This window comes from Gordonia sp. 135 (assembly GCF_009720185.1).
GTDB classification, from domain to species: Bacteria; Actinomycetota; Actinomycetes; order Mycobacteriales; family Mycobacteriaceae; genus Gordonia; species Gordonia alkanivorans.
On record NZ_CP046257.1, the window covers coordinates 3,460,994 to 3,477,303 of the forward strand.

The following is a 16,310-nucleotide window of genomic DNA, read 5'->3' on the forward strand; positions in this document are numbered from 1 at the left end:
AACGCGCAGTTCAGAGGGCTATTTCCCGGCGATCTCCCGGGCTGCGGCGAGACGCGCGAGGGTCTTGTCGCGACCCAGGATCTCCATCGACTCGAAGAGCGGCGGACTCACCTGCGAACCGGTGACGGCGACACGCACCGGACCGAACGCCTTGCGCGGTTTGAGCTCCATACCGTCCACCAGAGCCGCGTTGAGCGCGTCCTGCAGCTCCGGGGTGGTCCAGGACGCCAGCGGCTCGACAGCGGCGATCGTGGCGTCGAGAACGGCCACCGCATCGGCGCCCAGGTTCTTGCTCGCGGCCTTCTCGTCGATGGTGAAGTCGTCGTCGGAGACGTAGACGAACTTGATGAGGTCCCAGGCGTCGCCGAGGACCTGGATGCGCGTCTGGACGAGTTCGGCGAGTGCGGCGAAACTCACATCGTCGATCGGCTCCGACAGGTGGCCGTGACCGATCAGGAACTCCTTGAGGCGCGCGGTGAAGTCACCGAGTTCGAGCCGGCGGATGTGTTCGGCGTTGATCGCGTCGGCCTTCTTCTGGTCGAAGCGCGCCGGATTCGAATTGACCTGTCGCACATCGAAAGCCGCGATCATCTCGTCAAGCGAGAAGACGTCGTTGTCGCTGGAGAAACCCCACCCGAGCAAGGCCAGGTAGTTGAGCAGCCCCTCGGGGATGAATCCGCGGTCGCGGTGATGGAAGAGGTTCGACTGGGGGTCGCGCTTGGACAGCTTCTTGTTGCCCTCGCCCATCACGAACGGGAGATGGGCGAACTTCGGCACGAAGTCGGCGACACCGATACGGATGAGCGCCTCGTACAGCGCGAGCTGACGCGGCGTCGAGGAGAGAAGATCCTCACCGCGCAGAACGTGGGTGATCTTCATCATGGCGTCGTCGACCGGGTTGACCAACGTGTACAGCGGGTCCCCCGATGCGCGGGTCAGCGCGAAGTCCGGAACGGTGCCGGCCTTGATCGTCGTCGTACCGCGGACCAGGTCGTCCCAGGAGAGGTCGATGTCCGGCATACGCAGGCGCACAACCGGTTTGCGACCCTCGGCGCGGTAGGCCTCCCGCTGCTCGTCGGTGAGGTCGCGGTCGAAGTTGTCGTAGCCGAGCTTGGGGTCGCGTCCGGCCGCCTTGTGCCGCGCCTCGACCTCCTCGGGGGTGGAGAAGGCCTCGTAGGCCTCCCCCGCCTCGAGCAGGCGCGCGACGACGTCGGCATGGATGTCACGACGCTCCGACTGACGGTAGGGACCGTAGGGGCCACCGACCTCGGGCCCCTCGTCCCAGTCCATCCCGAGCCAGCGCAGCGCGTCGAGGATCGCCTGGTACGACTCCTCGCTGTCGCGCGAGGCGTCGGTGTCCTCGATGCGGAACACGAAGGTTCCGCCGTCGTGACGCGCCTGGGCGAAGTTGAACAGCGCGGTCCGCACGAGTCCCACATGGGGTGTACCGGTCGGGGACGGACAGAATCGGACTCGTACGGCTTCACTACTGGTCATGACCCTCAGGGTATCGAAACCGCCTCAGGCGCTGACCGGCGCGTTCAGTCCCGGAACCGCCCGCAGAAGTCGACGAGCACGCGGTTCACCTCGGCCGGTTGTTCGAGATAGCCGAAATGCCCGGCACGTTCGATCTGCACGTACTCCGCGCCCGGAATCGCCTCGGCCACCTCGCGAGCCAGCTTCGGCGGCAATGTGCGGTCGTCGGCGAAACCGACGACGAGCGTCGGGCGGGTGATGTTGCGGTACGCCGAGAGCCGGTCGGACTCCTTGTGGTGGAGTTCGAGCTGCGCACGCACTCCCGGGGTGATCGTCTGCGGCGAGAACCCGATGATGTCGAGCCAGTCACGGGCCGAGCGGTCGTCGTCGAGGGTGTGCGGAGACAGGTTGAGATGAGCCGTGATGGCGGCCTCGTACTCCGGCGGCAGCTTGATCTTGTTGTCGTAGAGCGCGCGCTCGCCGGCCGAGATCGCTTCCTGCAGCGGGGTGTTGCGCCCGTAGGTGGCGATGAGGACAGCGGCCTTGACGACGTCGGGCCGGGCCAGTGCGAGTTCCTGGGTGATCCGGGCGCCCAGCGAGGTCCCCACGACGATGGCCGGACCGCGGTCCAGATACTCGATGAGCGCGGCCGTGTCGGCGACCATGTCGTCGAGGCTGAAACCCTCCGCACACTCCGACGACGGGGCGATGCCGCGGTTGTCGAAGGTGACGACGGTGTAGCCCGCCTTCACCAGCGCCGGTTCCTGATTGGCCTTCCACACGCGACCGGGACTTCCGGTCCCCATCACCATCACGACGAGCGGGCCGCTCCCGGCCACGCTGTAGGAGATGTCGATGCCGTTGACGCGTGCCGTGCTGGGAGCTGTCATGCCTTGTCCACCACCGGATTGGAGAGCGTGCCGATTCCGTTGACGGTCACCGAGACCCGCTGTCCGGCGACCATGGGTCCCACTCCTTCGGGCGTGCCCGTGAGGATCACGTCACCGGGGAGCAGGGTCATGATCCGCGTGATCCACTCGACGATCTCACCGATGTCGTGCAGCATCAACGACGTCCGTGTGCGCTGCTTGACCTCGCCGTCGAGCTCGGTGACGAGTTCGACGTCGGACGGATCGAAGGACGTCTCGATCCAGGGACCGAGCGGGCAGAAGGTGTCGTAGCTCTTGCCTCGCGTCCACTGACCGTCGGCCTTCTGCTGATCGCGGGCGGTCACGTCGTTGGCGATCGTGTAACCCAGGATGACGTCCTTGGCCTGGCCGGCCTTGACGTCCTTGCAGGGACGTCCGATGACGACGGCGAGTTCACCTTCGTAGTCCACACGTTCCGACGACGGCGGGCGCACGATCGGGACCTCGGGACCGATGATCGAGGTGTTCGGCTTGATGAAGATCACCGGGTCGGCCGGTGCCTCACCACCCATCTCGGCCGCATGTGCGGCGTAGTTCTTGCCAATGCAGATCACCTTGCTGGCCAGGATCGGAGCCAGCACACGGACGTCGGCCAGTTTCCAGGAACGACCGGTGAACGTCGGGGTGCCGAACGGATGCTCGGCGATCTCCTTGGCGACAGCGTCGTCGCCCTCCCCTTCGACGGACACGAAGGCCACTCCGTCGGGACTCGCAATTCGACCTAAGCGCATGTCCAGACCCTATCGCACCGACTGATCCCATCGGTTGAGAGCCGAGTTGGCGAACCACCTCGCCGTTCTTACAATGTGAACCTCAAGTCCCATAGTATGAGATAGTAGAGAGCGGGGTGAGTTCGGATGGATGACATCGGCATCATTTCCAACACCAGAAGATGGGTCATCCTCGGATGCTCACTGCTCGCCGCGCTGACGACCACCTGCGTCGTGAGCGGCGTCGCGTATCTGATACCCGCGCTGCACACCGATGCGGAGCTGACCCTCACCGCGGCGTCGACGCTCGCCGCCGTCCCCACCATCGGCCTCACGATGGCCACATTCCTGTGGGGAATTCTGCTGGACCGTTACGGCGAACGCCGGATTCTGCTGATCTCCCTGTCGATCTCGCTGGTCGGCGCCACCGGCGCGGCCGTTGCTGCGGCCACGGATGCGTCGTATGCCCTTGTGGGAGCCGCTCTCCTGGTGGGCGGCACCGGTTCCGGCGCCGCCAACGGCGCCAGCGGCCGAATCGTGGTGGGCTGGTTCCCCGCCCATCAGCGTGGCACCGCGATGGGGATTCGGCAGATGGCGCAACCTCTGGGTATCGGGGTGTGCGCGTTGACCATGCCGGTTGTCGCCGCCACCCACGGACCCGCTGCGGCACTGGCCATCCCGGCCGTGATCACCGCCGTCGGATTGCTGGCGGTGCTGATCGGCATCAGCGACCCGTCGCGCCGGGCGACACCCGGCGGCCACGACGATGCTCCGGCGATCACTCGAAACCCCTACCGGGGCAATTCGTTCCTCGCCCGGGTTCACACCGTCAGCATGCTGCTCGTCGTACCGCAGTCGATGATGTGGACCTTCGTACCCACGTGGCTGATCGTGGCGCACGACTGGTCGCCGGCCGGCGCCGGCATCCTGATCACCGTGACACAGGTGGTCGGCGCGCTCGGCCGGATCGCCGCGGGTCGATGGTCGGACGCCTGGCTCTCCCGGATGCGCCCGATCCGGATCATCGCGGTCGCCGGCATCGCATCGATGTGCGCTCTCGCAGTGGCGGATTGGTTCGACAGCCCCGTGGCCCCCGCACTGATGGCCGTGGCGAGCGTGATCTCGGTGGCCGACAACGGCTTGGCGTTCACCGCCATCGCCGAGTTCGCCGGGCCCGACTGGAGCGGACGCGGACTCGCGGTGCAGAACACGGGCCAGTACCTGGTCACCGTCGCGACGACGCCCGTGCTGGGCGCACTGATCGCAGCGGTCGGTTTCCCGGCGGCGTTCGCGGTCACCGCGCTCGCACCGCTGGTCGCCACTCCCCTGGTCCCGCGCGACGCACAGCGCCTCGTCGAGGAGCCCGTGAGAGTTTGACCTGACCGCGACCTCAGACCTCAGCACATACGGATCAACCCACCACCCGATCGCCGGGTGGTGGGTTGATGCGTTGGTGCTGGTTCGCGGAACCTCAGGAGAGGCGTTCGCGGATGCGCTTGCCGACCTCGCTGGTGACAACCGGTCCGCTGCGCTCGGCGAGGTCGTCGGCGACAGCCTTCTCGATCCGCGCCGCGGCGTCGTTCTCGCCGAGGTGCTGGAGCAGCAGTGCCGTCGACAGGATGGCAGCGGTCGGATCGGCCTTGCCCTGGCCGGCGATGTCCGGTGCCGAACCGTGAACCGGCTCGAACATCGACGGATTCGCGCCGGTGGCATCGATGTTGCCCGACGCCGCGAGTCCGATGCCGCCACTGACGGCAGCCGCGATGTCGGTGATGATGTCGCCGAACAGGTTGTCGGTGACGATCACGTCGAAGCGGCCCGGATCGGTGACCATGTAGATGGTCGCCGCGTCCACGTGGCAGTAGTCAGTGGTGACGTCGGGGAACTCGGCACCGATTTCCTCGACCGCGCGGCTCCACAACGATCCGGCGAAGCCGAGCACGTTGGTCTTGTGGACCAGCGTCAGCTTCTTACGACGCTGCTGCGCCCGCCCGAAGGCGTTGCGCACCACGCGTTCCACGCCGAAGCGGGTGTTGACGCTGACCTCGGTCGCGACCTCGTGGGGGGTGCCGACGCGGATCGCACCGCCGTTGCCGGTGTACGGACCCTCGGTGCCCTCGCGGACGACGACGAAATCGATCTCGGGGTCGCCCGCCAGCGGCGAGGTGACACCCGGGTACCGGCGCGACGGACGCAGGTTCACGTGGTGATCGAGGGCGAAACGCATGGTGAGCAGCAAACCGCGCTCGAGGATGCCCGGCGGCACCGACGGATCGCCGATGGCGCCCAACAGGATTGCGTCGTGGCTGCGCAGCGACTCGAGGTCGTCCTCGGTGAGGAGTTCGCCGTTGCGGTGGTAGCGGCGAGCACCGAGATCGAACTCGGTGGTGCTCACCGACGGAACGACGGTCTCGAGGACGCCGAGTGCCTCCCCGATGACCTCGGGACCGATGCCGTCGCCGGCGATGATTGCGAGTTTCACGAGAGGTCCACCTGCTCGATCAGAGTGGCGCCCACGGCCGAGCCGATCGCCTCGACGACGTCGTCGGCGAGCACGCTGCTGATGCGCAGCATCATGGTCGCGCCGCCGCCCTCGGCGTCCTGGGACAGACCAGCGGCGAGGATGTCGACCCCGGCATCGCCGAGCAGGGTGCCGATCTTGCCGAGCGAGCCCGGACGATCCGCGTAGCTGACGACCAGGTTGTGGCCCTCGGCGCGGAGGTCGAAGTTGCGACCGTTGATGTTGACGATCTTCTCGACCAGACGCGGCTCGGTGAGCGCGCCGGAGACGTTGTGAACCGAACCATCGGCGAAGACGGCCTTCACGTCGACGACGCTGCGGTGGTTGGGGCTATCCGGAGCGGTGGTCACCTCGCAGGTGACGCCGCGACTCTCGGCGACGGCCGGAGCGTTGACGAAGGTGACCGGCTCGTCGAGGACGGCCGAGAACAGACCGCGCAGCGCGGAGAGTCCGAGGACGTCGACGCTCTTGGCGGCCAGCTCACCGCGGACGTCGACGACCAGCGAGGTCGGCGGCTCCTTGCTGATGGCGCCGACGAGGACACCGGCCTTGCGGGCGACCTCGAGCCACGGGGCGACCTCTTCGTCGACCGCTCCGCCGGTGATGTTGACGGCATCGGGCACGAAGTGACCGGCCAGGGCGAGACGCACGCTCTTGGCGACGTCGGTACCGGCACGGTCCTGGGCCTCGCTGGTGGAGGCGCCGAGGTGCGGGGTCACGACGACCTGCGGGAGGTCGAACAGCGGCGAGTCGGTGCAGGGCTCGGTCGCGAAGACGTCGAGGCCGGCGGCGCGGACCTGGCCGGAGTTGATGGCGTCGGCCAGTGCCTGCTCGTCGATCAGACCACCGCGCGCGGCGTTGACGATGACGACGCCCTTCTTGGTGCGGGCCAGCTGTTCGGCGCCGATGAGGCCGAGGGTCTCGGGCGTCTTGGGCAGGTGCACGGTGATGAAGTCGGCGCGCTCGAGGAGCTCGTCGAGGGTGACCAACTCGATGCCGAGCTGGGCGGCGCGGGCCGGCGAGACGTAGGGGTCGTACGCGATGATGTGCGTCTCGAATGCGGCCAGACGTGCGGCGACCAGCTGACCGATGCGGCCGAGACCGACGACGCCGACGGTCTTGTCGAAGATCTCGACACCGTTGAAAGCCGAACGCTTCCAGGTCTTCTCACGCAGGGTGGCGTCGGCGGCCGGGATCTGGCGCGACGCCGACATCAGCAGCGCGATGGCGTGCTCGGCGGCGGTGTGGATGTTGGAGGTCGGCGCGTTGACGACCATGACTCCACGAGCGGTGGCGGCGGGGACGTCGACGTTGTCGAGACCGACGCCGGCGCGCGCGATGATCTTCAGCTTCTTGCCGGCGTCGAGGACCTCGGCGTCGACAGTCGTCGCGGAACGCACGAGGATGGCGTCGGCGTCGACGACGGCCTCGAGCAGCTTGGGACGGTCCGGGCCGTCGACCCATCGCACCTCGACGCCGTCACCGAGTGCTTCCACGGTGGACGGCGCCAGCTTGTCGGCGATGAGTACGACCGGGCGGCCAGCAGAGCTCACAGTCTTTTCTCCAGGTTCGGGGCAGGTGCGATTTCTCACCTTCGGCAGGACGGAGCGTCGTGGACTCTCCGTATCACACCTTAAAGGTCTGGTAGGTGGCCCCGAACAGGCGGTCTACCCCAAAAGAGGAGCCGTGTACGTGCGGCTGGGTAGAGTGTGACGGGGGTTACGACGCGCTGCGGCAAGCATCACGGAAGGGTTGCAAACCGACCGCGGGTCGATCCCACGCAGGAGCGAAGCCGGAGAGTCCCGGTACGGTGTGTTTTGACCGCCTGCCGCGACCAGTTCCGGCAGGCGTTTCGGCGCATTGCGAATCAGAAGTGGAGAGCGGATGACGAAGAAGCTGACGGCACTGTTGGCGGTTTTGGCTGCGACGGTGCTCGCCGGCTGGGGAGCGGGCGTCGCGGTCGCGGCCCCGGCGAAGATCTTCCTCGGGGGCGGCTCGGGAATTCTTGTCCTCAAAGGTGGAAACTCCGCTGCAGCCTGCACCCTGACGACGATCGGCCGCTCCAAGACCGGCAAGCTCATCGGCATCACCGCGGGACACTGCGGTAACCCAGGTCAGAAGGTCTATTCGGAGACCTTCCAGGACCGCGGCCAGGCCGGCACCATCACCCACTCGTTCTCCGACCTCGACATGGCGATCATCGAGATGGACGCCTCGCGTGTGGTTCCGCTGCGCACCGTCCGCGGCGTGACGATCCGATCGGTCGATCCCCGGCCGATCGGCTTCCCCACCATCGCGTGCAAAGAAGGCCGCACCACCGGCAACACCTGTGGTATCGCCTGGTTCTCCGAGGGTGACGTCCACCTGAGCCAGCTGTGCGTGATCGAAGGCGACTCCGGCAGTCCCGTCGTCGTCGGCGACCGCCTCGTCGGCATGGTGAACGCCTACTACTTCCTCGGCTGCTTCGGCCCGGAGACCGGCACCAACATCAAGCCGATCCTCAACCGGGTGGCCTCGGTCCCCGAGTACAAGGGATTCACGATCGCCTGATCGAACTTCCCCTCGCGACGCCCCGGGTTCACACCCGGGGCGTTGTGCATTTCCGGGACATCTTCTGCCCCGCCGCACCTCTCGTGATCCCACCCTTTTGCGCTCCGACGACGGCGGGCCCGCACCTCGAAAGGTGCGGGCCCGCGGTCAGAGCAGAGAGAGTCAGGCGGTCTCGGTGATCGGACGATCAACCCAGCTCATCAGGTCACGCAGCTTCTTGCCGGTGACCTCGATCGGATGCTCGGCGTTCTGCTTGCGCAGGCCCTCGAGCTCCTTGTTGCCGCCCTCGACGTTGGCGACGAGGCGCTTGACGAAGGTGCCGTCCTGGATGTCCTTCAGGATGGCGCGCATGCGCTCCTTGGTGTCGGCGTCGATGACACGCGGGCCCGAGATGTAGCCACCGAACTCGGCGGTGTCGGAGACCGAGTAGTTCATGCGGGCGATGCCACCCTCGTACATGAGGTCGACGATGAGCTTGAGCTCGTGCAGCACCTCGAAGTAGGCCATCTCCGGTGCGTAACCGGCCTCGACCATGACCTCGAAGCCGGCCTTGACCAGTTCCTCGGTGCCACCGCAGAGCACGGCCTGCTCACCGAAGAGGTCGGTCTCGGTCTCTTCCTTGAACGTGGTCTTGATGATTCCGGCGCGCCCACCGCCGATGGCGCTGGCGTAGCTGAGAGCGAGAGCCTGGCCCTCACCCTTCGGGTCCTGGGCGACCGCGATGAGCGCGGGCACACCCTTGCCGTCGACGAACTGACGACGAACGAGGTGGCCGGGGCCCTTCGGGGCGACCATGGCGACGGTGACGTTCTCCGGAGCCTTGATCAGACCGAAGTGGATGTTCAGGCCGTGACCGAAGAACAGCGCGTCGCCGTCGGAGAGGTTCGGCTCGATGTCCTCGGTGAAGATCTGTGCCTGCGAGGTGTCGGGTGCGAGGACCATGATGACGTCGGCCCAGGCAGCAGCCTCGGAAGCGGTCAGAACCTTGAGGCCCTGCTCCTCCGCCTTGGCCTTGGACTTGGAACCCTCACGCAGGCCGATGACGACGTCGACGCCCGAGTCACGCAGCGACAGCGAATGCGCATGGCCCTGGCTGCCGTAGCCGATCACCGCGACCTTGCGACCCTGGATGATCGACAGATCCGCGTCGTCGTCGTAGAACAGTTCGATGGCCACTTTGTTTCCCTTCGATATGTGGCGCCCCTCGCGATTTTCTCTCTCGCCGAGGGACTTTTAAATTTCTCGCCGCTGTTTCCAGCGGAGTGTATAGGTCAGCGGTTGGCCGACATGCTCTTCGGTCCGCGTCCGAGCGCAACGGCGCCGGACTGGGCGATCTCACGGATGCCGTAAGGATCGAGCATCCGCAGCAAAGCCTCGAGCTTCTCCGACGTACCGGTTGCCTCGATGGTGAGCGACTCCGGCGACACGTCGATGACCTTGGCGCGGAACAGGTTCACCACTTCGATGACCTCGGTGCGCACGGTCGAGTCCGAACGGACCTTGACCATCATCAATTCGCGGGACACGGAGTTGGCCGGGTCCTGCTCGACGATCTTGATCACGTTCACCAGCTTGTTCAGCTGCTTGGTGACCTGCTCGAGTGGGAAGTCCTCGACGGAGACCATGATGGTCATCCGCGAGATCCCTTTGAGCTCGGTCGGTCCGACGGCCAGCGACTCGATGTTGAACCCGCGACGCGAGAACAGTCCGGAGACGCGGGCCAGGACGCCCGGCCGGTCCTCCACCAGGACGCTGAGGGTGTGGGTGGTGCTCACTTCTGGTCCTTCTTCGCTGCCGGCGCGTCGGCCGGGGCCGCTGCATCGGGCTTGGTCATGGTCTCGTGGATGTCGACCGGGTCGGAAGCCGCCTCGTCGTCGTCGAACAGCGGCCGGATGTTGCGGGCCGCCATGATCTCGTCGTTGCCGGTGCCCGCGGCGACCATCGGCCACACCTGGGCGTCCTTGCCGACGATGAAGTCGATGACGACCGGGCGGTCGTTGATCGCCCGTGCCTGCGCGATGACGTCGTCGACGTCCTCCTCACGCTCGACGCGGAAAGCGACGCAGCCCAACGCTTCCGACAGCTTCACGAAGTCCGGGATCATCCGCGAATGTGTCGCCAGGTCGGTGTTGGAGTACCGCTCCTCGTAGAAGAGGGTCTGCCACTGCCGGACCATGCCCAGGTTGCCGTTGTTGATCAGCGCGACCTTGATCGGGATGCCCTCGATCGCGCAGGTGGCCAGTTCCTGGTTTGTCATCTGGAAGCAGCCGTCGCCGTCGATGGCCCACACCTCGGTGTCGGGTGCGGCGGCCTTGGCGCCCATGGCGGCGGGCACCGCGTAGCCCATCGTGCCCAGACCACCGGAGTTGAGCCAGGTGCGCGGCTTCTCGTAGGAGATGAACTGTGCGGCCCACATCTGGTGCTGGCCGACGCCGGCGCAGTAGACCGCGTCGGGTCCGGCGGCCTTGCCCAGCGCCTGGATGACGAACTCCGGCGACATCGAACCGTCGGTCTGACGGTCGTAGCTCAGCGGGTACGTCTTCCGGATGCCGTCGAGGTAGGTCCACCACTCGGACAGGTCCGGTGTGGTGCCGGTGGTCGCCCGCTCGTCGCGCAGCGTCTCGGTCAGCTCGGCGATGACCGCCTTGCAGTCGCCGACGATCGGGACGTCGACCGGACGGTTCTTGCCGATCTCGGCCGGGTCGATATCGGCGTGGATGACCTTGGCGTCGGGCGCGAAGGAATCGAGCTGTCCGGTCACGCGGTCGTCGAACCGGGCGCCGAGGGTGATCAGCAGATCACTGCGCTGCAGGGCGCCGACGGCTGCCACGGTGCCGTGCATACCCGGCATGCCCAGGTGCTGGTCGTGGCTGTCGGGGAACGCGCCACGCGCCATCAGGGTCGTGACGACCGGGATGCCGGTCAGTTCGGCGAGCTCGAGCAGCTCCTCGGAGGCGTTGGCCTTGATGACGCCGCCCCCGACGTAGAGGACCGGCGCCTTGGCGGCGTTGATCAGGCGAGCCGCCTCGCGGACCTGCTTGCCGTGCGGCTTGGTGACCGGACGGTAGCCGGGCAGGTCGATCTGCGGCGGCCACGAGAACGTGGTCTGGCTCTGCAGGATGTCCTTCGGGATGTCGACGAGGACCGCACCGGGACGGCCGCTCTCGGCGATGTGGAAGGCCTCGGCGATGGTCTTCGGGATGTCGATGGCACGGCTGACCAGGAAGTTGTGCTTCGTGATCGGCATGGTGATGCCGGAGATGTCGGCTTCCTGGAAGGCGTCGGTGCCGATCAGCGAGCGGCCGACCTGGCCGGTGATCGCCACGACCGGGACGGAGTCCATCTGCGCGTCGGCCAGCGGGGTCACCAGGTTGGTGGCACCGGGGCCCGAGGTCGCCATCATGACGCCGGCACGACCGGCGACCTGTGCGTAGCCGGTGGCGGCGTGGCCGGCACCCTGCTCGTGGCGCACGAGGACATGGCGAACCTTGGTGGAGTCCAGCAGCGGGTCGTAGACCGGCAGGACCGCGCCGCCGGGGATGCCGAAGACGACCTCGACCCCGAGCTCCTCGAGCGATCGGACCACAGACTGCGCACCGCTGACGCGCTCCGGCGCGACGGTGTGCTGACCTACCGCACGGAGGTTGCCCGCCGCGGGAGACTGCTGACGCAGTCCGGCGTTGCGCGTCGGCTCATTCCGGCCGGCGTCGGTGCGTGCTGTTGGTGCGCTCACTGCACGATCCTCATCTTGTCTGTATTTCGGTGGTGGGGTGATGTGACTACCTGACATGAAAAAACCCCCGACAGCTTCCGCTGTTCGAGGGTGGCGCGTCGATGCCGGTAGGGGTCTGCGAGGTGACCGGTCAGGCGACGCGCCAGCCGATTACTACGAGGATCCCGTTCGTCATCACGTAGATCACGGTAGGACCGTGCGTCGTTCTGAGTCAAACTCCGGACCACGCCGTCCCACATCATGGGAACGCACAGGTGGTGACGGACGTCTCACCGACTACTGCCCGGTAGACCCGACGCCGCGTTCACCGTGGCCGTGTTGGCACAATGGATGTGTGCCGACTGATTCCAGCGACCCCGCCGCCTCGACACCCGACGACTCGGCGGAGATCCCCTATCCCGTGGTCTTCCGCATCAACCGTGTCGCCTACTTCACGGTGCCGATGGTCGCGCTCGTGGTGGTCCTGCTGCTCGGCGCGTCGTACTGGTTCGCCTTCCTCTTCGTCGCCCCGGTGGCTCTGTACATGTGGATCCACCGCCTCCGCACGGTCGTCACCGAGGACGGAGTGCGCGCGGTCGGCGCCCTGTCCACGACCGAACTCCCCTGGTCCGAGATCGCCGGCCTGCAGTTCCCCAAGTGGAGCTCGGTGCGTGCGGTCCGCCCCGACGGTGAGCGGGTCAAGTTGCCCGCCATCGGTTTTCGCGATCTCCCGGTGCTGAACGTGGTCAGCAAGGGCCGCATCCCGGATCCGTTCGAGGCCGCCGCAAACCGCGACAAGTAGGCCCGACCCGTCCCCGGCGGCACAGAATCGTCGCTGCGCGAACGGCTTTGACACCGACACCAGCCGATAGGCTCGTCGGGTGACGTACGCGATGCTCGACGCGAACCAACTCGACGACCTGATCTCCGACGGTCAACTCGGAGCGGCCGCGACCGCGCTGTCCGCACTGCCCGCCGGTGACATCGCCGCGCTCCTCGACCGTCTGTCCCACCAGGCGCGGGGCGTGGCCTTCCGTCTCCTCCCGAAGGATCTCGCCGTGGAGGTCTTCGACGATCTCTCCGCGGGCTCCCAGCGTCGGCTCATCGACGATCTCGGGACGGCCGAGGTGGTGGCGGCGTTCGACCACCTCGACCCCGACGACCGTGCAGAACTCCTCGACGAACTGCCCGCCGGCGTCGCCCGCGCACTCATCCAGCAACTCACCCCCGCCGAACGCGACGTCACCGCCGTCGTGCTCGGCTACCCGCGCGGTTCGGTCGGGCGTCGGATGAGTCCCGAGTTCGTCCACGCCCGACGCGACGAGACCGCGGGTGCCGCACTCACCCGGGTCAAGGACCGCGGCCACGCCGCCGAGACGATCTACACCGTGCCGGTCCTCGACGTCGCGCGGTCCCTGTGCGGCGTCGTCAGCCTCCGCGACCTTCTCCTCGCGGAACCCGACGAACCCATCGCCGACCTGATGAGCAGGCCGATGTTCGCGCACGCCGACGACGACGCCGAGGCCACCGCCCAACGATGCGTCGACCGCGGCATTCTCGCGATGCCGGTCGTCGATCGCGACAACCGGCTGGTCGGCGTCCTCACCATCGACGACGCGGTCGAGGTCGTCGAACAGGCCCGCGACACCGACGAGGCCCGTGCCGGCGCCCGCGAGCCGCTCCGCGAGCCGTACCTCCATGCATCGATCCTGTCGATCACCCGCGCCCGCATCGTGTGGCTGTTCGTCCTCGCGGTGTCGGCGATCCTCACCGTCAACGTCCTGGAGATCTTCGAGGGCACCCTCGAGCAGAAGGTCGCCCTCGCGCTGTTCATCCCACTGCTGACCGGCATCGGCGGCAACACCGGATCGCAGGCCGCGACGACCGTGACTCGTGCCCTTGCGACCGACGACGTCACCACTCGCGACGTCGTCCGGGTCGCCGCCAAGGAGGTCCGGGTCGGGCTGACCATGGGATCGCTGCTCGGCGTCGTCGGGTTCGCCGTCGCCGCACTGGTCTACGGCGTCGACATCGGTGGGGTGATCGGGCTGACGATCGTGTCGATCTGCACGATGGCGGCGACCGTCGGCGGCGTGATGCCGCTCGTCGCGAAATCCATCCGGGTGGACCCCGCCGTCTTCTCCACCCCGTTCATCTCGACGTTCTGCGACGCGACCGGCCTGATCGTCTACTTCTCCATCGCCAAGGCGGTTCTGGGAATCTGAGGTCACCACCGGAGCACCGGGGGCACGTCCGAATCGTTTTGTTTCCGCATGTCACAGCGGAGTAGCCTGGTCTCTCGGCGACTCGCGACGCCCACCCTCAGCGTGCGACGCCGTTCAACCCAGGTCCCGGGACCACACAGCCCGAGTGAGACAAACCCCCGGGATCGCGGTGTTGACGCCAAGAGTCCGACGCGGAGAACGACTTCGGCCCAGCAGCGCCCGAAGCCGTTCGGCGACGCCGACTCTGCCCGACCCGACGATCGATATTGAGGAACCCATGCCAGCCTTGAGGTCACGCACCACCACCGTCGGCCGCGAAGCCGCCGGAGCACGCTCCCTGTGGCGCGCCACCGGTATGACCGACGACGATTTCGGCAAGCCCATCGTGGCGATCGCCAACTCGTACACGCAGTTCGTGCCGGGCCATGTGCACCTCAAGGATGTCGGCGACATCGTCGCCGACGCAGTGCGGGCCGCGGGCGGCGTCCCGCGTGAGTTCCACACCATCGCCGTCGACGACGGCATCGCGATGGGTCACGGCGGCATGCTCTACTCGCTGCCGTCCCGCGAGATCATCGCCGACTCCGTCGAATACATGGTCAACGCCCACACCGCCGACGCGCTGGTGTGCATCTCCAACTGCGACAAGATCACCCCCGGCATGCTCAATGCCGCGATGCGCCTGAACATCCCGACCGTCTTCGTGTCCGGCGGTCCGATGGAGGCCGGCAAGGCAGTCGTCGTCGACGGCGTCGCCCAGGCCCCCACCGACCTGATCACCGCGATCTCCGCCTCCGCGAACAGCGACGTGGACGAGGACGGGCTGAGCGAGGTCGAGCGGTCCGCCTGCCCGACCTGTGGCTCGTGCTCGGGCATGTTCACCGCCAACTCGATGAACTGCCTCACCGAGGCCCTTGGACTCGCCCTGCCGGGCAACGGGTCCACGCTGGCCACCCACGAGGCGCGTCGTGCGCTGTTCGAGCGCGCCGGCAAGGTCGTCATCGACGCCGCGAACCGCTGGTACCGCGAGGACGACGCATCGGTGCTGCCGCGCAGCATCGCGACCCCGACCGCCTTCCGGAACGCGATGGCGCTCGACGTCGCGATGGGCGGCTCGACCAACACCGTGCTGCACATCCTCGCCGCGGCGCAGGAGGGCGAGGTCGCCGACTTCGATCTGTCGACCATCGACGAGATCAGCCGCAACGTTCCCTGCCTGTCGAAGGTCTCCCCCAACTCCGACTACCACATGGAGGATGTCCACCGGGCCGGCGGAATCCCCGCGATCCTCGGGGAGCTCCGCCGTGCCGGACTGCTCGACGACACCACCTCGACCGTGTACAGCCCGACCCTGGCCCAGGCCCTCGACGACTGGGACATCCGCGGCGGCAAGGCGACCGACGAGGCCGTCGAACTGTTCCACGCCGCGCCGGGTGGCGTGCGCACCACGACCCCGTTCTCCACGGCCAACCGCTGGAGTTCGCTCGACACCGACGCCGCCGGCGGCTGTATCCGCGACCTCGAGCACGCGTACACCGTCGAAGGTGGGCTGTGCGTCCTGCGCGGCAACCTCGCTCCCGACGGCGCCGTGCTCAAGACCGCGGGCATCGACGAGGACCTGTGGCACTTCGAGGGTCCGGCCCGCGTGGTCGAGAGCCAGGAAGAGGCCGTTCAGGTCATCCTGTCGAAGACCATCCAGGCCGGCGAGGTGCTCGTCGTCCGCTACGAGGGCCCCGCGGGCGGGCCGGGCATGCAGGAGATGTTGCACCCGACCGCCTTCATGAAGGGCACCGGCATGGGCAAGAAGTGCGCCCTCATCACCGACGGCCGGTTCTCCGGCGGATCGTCGGGTCTGTCGGTCGGCCACATGTCGCCGGAGGCGGCGTCGGGTGGTGCGATCGGACTCGTCGAGGACGGCGATCAGATCCTCATCGACGTCAAGACCCGTCGCCTCGAGGTGCTCGTCGACGACGAGGTGCTCGCCGAGCGCCGCGCGAAGATGGAGGCCTCCGAGCGTCCGTGGCAGCCGAAGGACCGCGAGCGCACCGTCACCACCGCGCTCCGCGCCTACGCGAAGCTCGCGACCTCGGCCGACAAGGGCGCGGTCCGTCAGGTCGACTGACCACTGAACCACAGAGTGCGGGGTGCGTACCGGATGTCGGTACGCACCCCGCACTGTTGTCTGTG

General features: G+C 67.3%; 13 protein-coding genes. 5 read left to right on the top strand and 8 right to left on the bottom strand.

All coding sequences use genetic code 11. The features are described 5' to 3' along the window. Positions 1–18: 18 nt before the first annotated feature. From gltX to GKZ92_RS15715, 3 genes are read right to left on the bottom strand one after another with little or no spacing between them, the layout of a single operon-like run. Entirely contained in the window at positions 19–1,497 is a 1,479-nt protein-coding gene (gene gltX, locus GKZ92_RS15705) for a glutamate--tRNA ligase (protein WP_040004213.1), read from the bottom strand. A gap of 44 nt (positions 1,498–1,541) precedes the next feature. After that, positions 1,542–2,366: an alpha/beta fold hydrolase gene (locus tag GKZ92_RS15710; protein WP_042376377.1), complete on the bottom strand. Its 825-nt coding sequence runs from the start codon at positions 2,364–2,366 to the stop codon at positions 1,542–1,544. After that, a complete protein-coding gene (locus GKZ92_RS15715; RefSeq protein WP_006359378.1) occupies positions 2,363–3,136 on the bottom strand; it encodes a fumarylacetoacetate hydrolase family protein in 774 nt (257 codons plus the stop codon). The genes GKZ92_RS15710 and GKZ92_RS15715 overlap by 4 nt, the downstream gene beginning before the upstream one ends. Before the next feature lie 126 nt (positions 3,137–3,262). Between GKZ92_RS15715 and GKZ92_RS15720 the strand changes: the two genes are divergently transcribed. Beyond that, entirely contained in the window at positions 3,263–4,492 is a 1,230-nt protein-coding gene (locus GKZ92_RS15720; RefSeq protein ID WP_155225407.1) for an MFS transporter, read from the top strand. Between the two features lie 94 nt (positions 4,493–4,586). Here the strand turns inward: GKZ92_RS15720 and GKZ92_RS15725 are convergent, their stop codons facing one another. Together GKZ92_RS15725 and serA are read right to left on the bottom strand one after the other, a co-directional pair. After that, a complete protein-coding gene (locus GKZ92_RS15725) occupies positions 4,587–5,597 on the bottom strand; it encodes a 3-isopropylmalate dehydrogenase (RefSeq protein WP_006359380.1) in 1,011 nt (336 codons plus the stop codon). Beyond that, positions 5,594–7,189 (bottom strand): phosphoglycerate dehydrogenase, encoded by a 1,596-nt coding sequence (serA, locus tag GKZ92_RS15730; RefSeq protein WP_035751251.1) that lies wholly within the window; start codon positions 7,187–7,189, stop codon positions 5,594–5,596. The genes GKZ92_RS15725 and serA overlap by 4 nt, the downstream gene beginning before the upstream one ends. Before the next feature lie 331 nt (positions 7,190–7,520). Between serA and GKZ92_RS15735 the strand changes: the two genes are divergently transcribed. Continuing rightward, positions 7,521–8,186, top strand: coding sequence for a S1 family peptidase (locus GKZ92_RS15735; RefSeq protein ID WP_155225408.1), 666 nt, complete (start codon positions 7,521–7,523; stop codon positions 8,184–8,186). Positions 8,187–8,348: 162 nt separating this feature from the next. Here the strand turns inward: GKZ92_RS15735 and ilvC are convergent, their stop codons facing one another. From ilvC to GKZ92_RS15750, 3 genes are all read right to left on the bottom strand, one after another. Then, on the bottom strand, positions 8,349–9,362 hold the full coding sequence (gene ilvC, locus GKZ92_RS15740) for a ketol-acid reductoisomerase (RefSeq protein WP_006359382.1): 1,014 nt from the start codon (positions 9,360–9,362) through the stop codon (positions 8,349–8,351). A gap of 95 nt (positions 9,363–9,457) precedes the next feature. Further along, a complete protein-coding gene (gene ilvN, locus GKZ92_RS15745) occupies positions 9,458–9,961 on the bottom strand; it encodes an acetolactate synthase small subunit (RefSeq protein ID WP_005199381.1) in 504 nt (167 codons plus the stop codon). Then, the gene (locus tag GKZ92_RS15750; RefSeq protein ID WP_006359383.1) at positions 9,958–11,919 is read right to left on the bottom strand and encodes an acetolactate synthase large subunit; all 1,962 of its coding nucleotides are present in this window, start codon (positions 11,917–11,919) and stop codon (positions 9,958–9,960) included. The genes ilvN and GKZ92_RS15750 overlap by 4 nt, the downstream gene beginning before the upstream one ends. A 334-nt stretch (positions 11,920–12,253) precedes the next feature. Here GKZ92_RS15750 and GKZ92_RS15755 point away from each other — a divergent pair, with 334 nt between their 5' ends. From GKZ92_RS15755 to ilvD, 3 genes are all read left to right on the top strand, one after another. Then, on the top strand, positions 12,254–12,700 hold the full coding sequence (locus tag GKZ92_RS15755) for a PH domain-containing protein (protein ID WP_006359384.1): 447 nt from the start codon (positions 12,254–12,256) through the stop codon (positions 12,698–12,700). Positions 12,701–12,779: 79 nt separating this feature from the next. Continuing rightward, the gene (mgtE, locus tag GKZ92_RS15760; RefSeq protein ID WP_035751250.1) at positions 12,780–14,123 is read left to right on the top strand and encodes a magnesium transporter; all 1,344 of its coding nucleotides are present in this window, start codon (positions 12,780–12,782) and stop codon (positions 14,121–14,123) included. A gap of 277 nt (positions 14,124–14,400) precedes the next feature. Then, the gene (gene ilvD, locus GKZ92_RS15765) at positions 14,401–16,245 is read left to right on the top strand and encodes a dihydroxy-acid dehydratase (RefSeq protein WP_006359387.1); all 1,845 of its coding nucleotides are present in this window, start codon (positions 14,401–14,403) and stop codon (positions 16,243–16,245) included. Positions 16,246–16,310 lie beyond the last annotated feature (65 nt).

Coding starts and splice junctions, on each gene's coding strand:
- gltX (WP_040004213.1), bottom strand. CDS start 1,497: ATGACCAGTAGTGAAGCCGTACGAGTCCGATTCTGTCCGTCCCCGACC.
- GKZ92_RS15710 (WP_042376377.1), bottom strand. CDS start 2,366: ATGACAGCTCCCAGCACGGCACGCGTCAACGGCATCGACATCTCCTAC.
- GKZ92_RS15715 (WP_006359378.1), bottom strand. CDS start 3,136: ATGCGCTTAGGTCGAATTGCGAGTCCCGACGGAGTGGCCTTCGTGTCC.
- GKZ92_RS15720 (WP_155225407.1), top strand. CDS start 3,263: ATGGATGACATCGGCATCATTTCCAACACCAGAAGATGGGTCATCCTC.
- GKZ92_RS15735 (WP_155225408.1), top strand. CDS start 7,521: ATGACGAAGAAGCTGACGGCACTGTTGGCGGTTTTGGCTGCGACGGTG.
- ilvD (WP_006359387.1), top strand. CDS start 14,401: ATGCCAGCCTTGAGGTCACGCACCACCACCGTCGGCCGCGAAGCCGCC.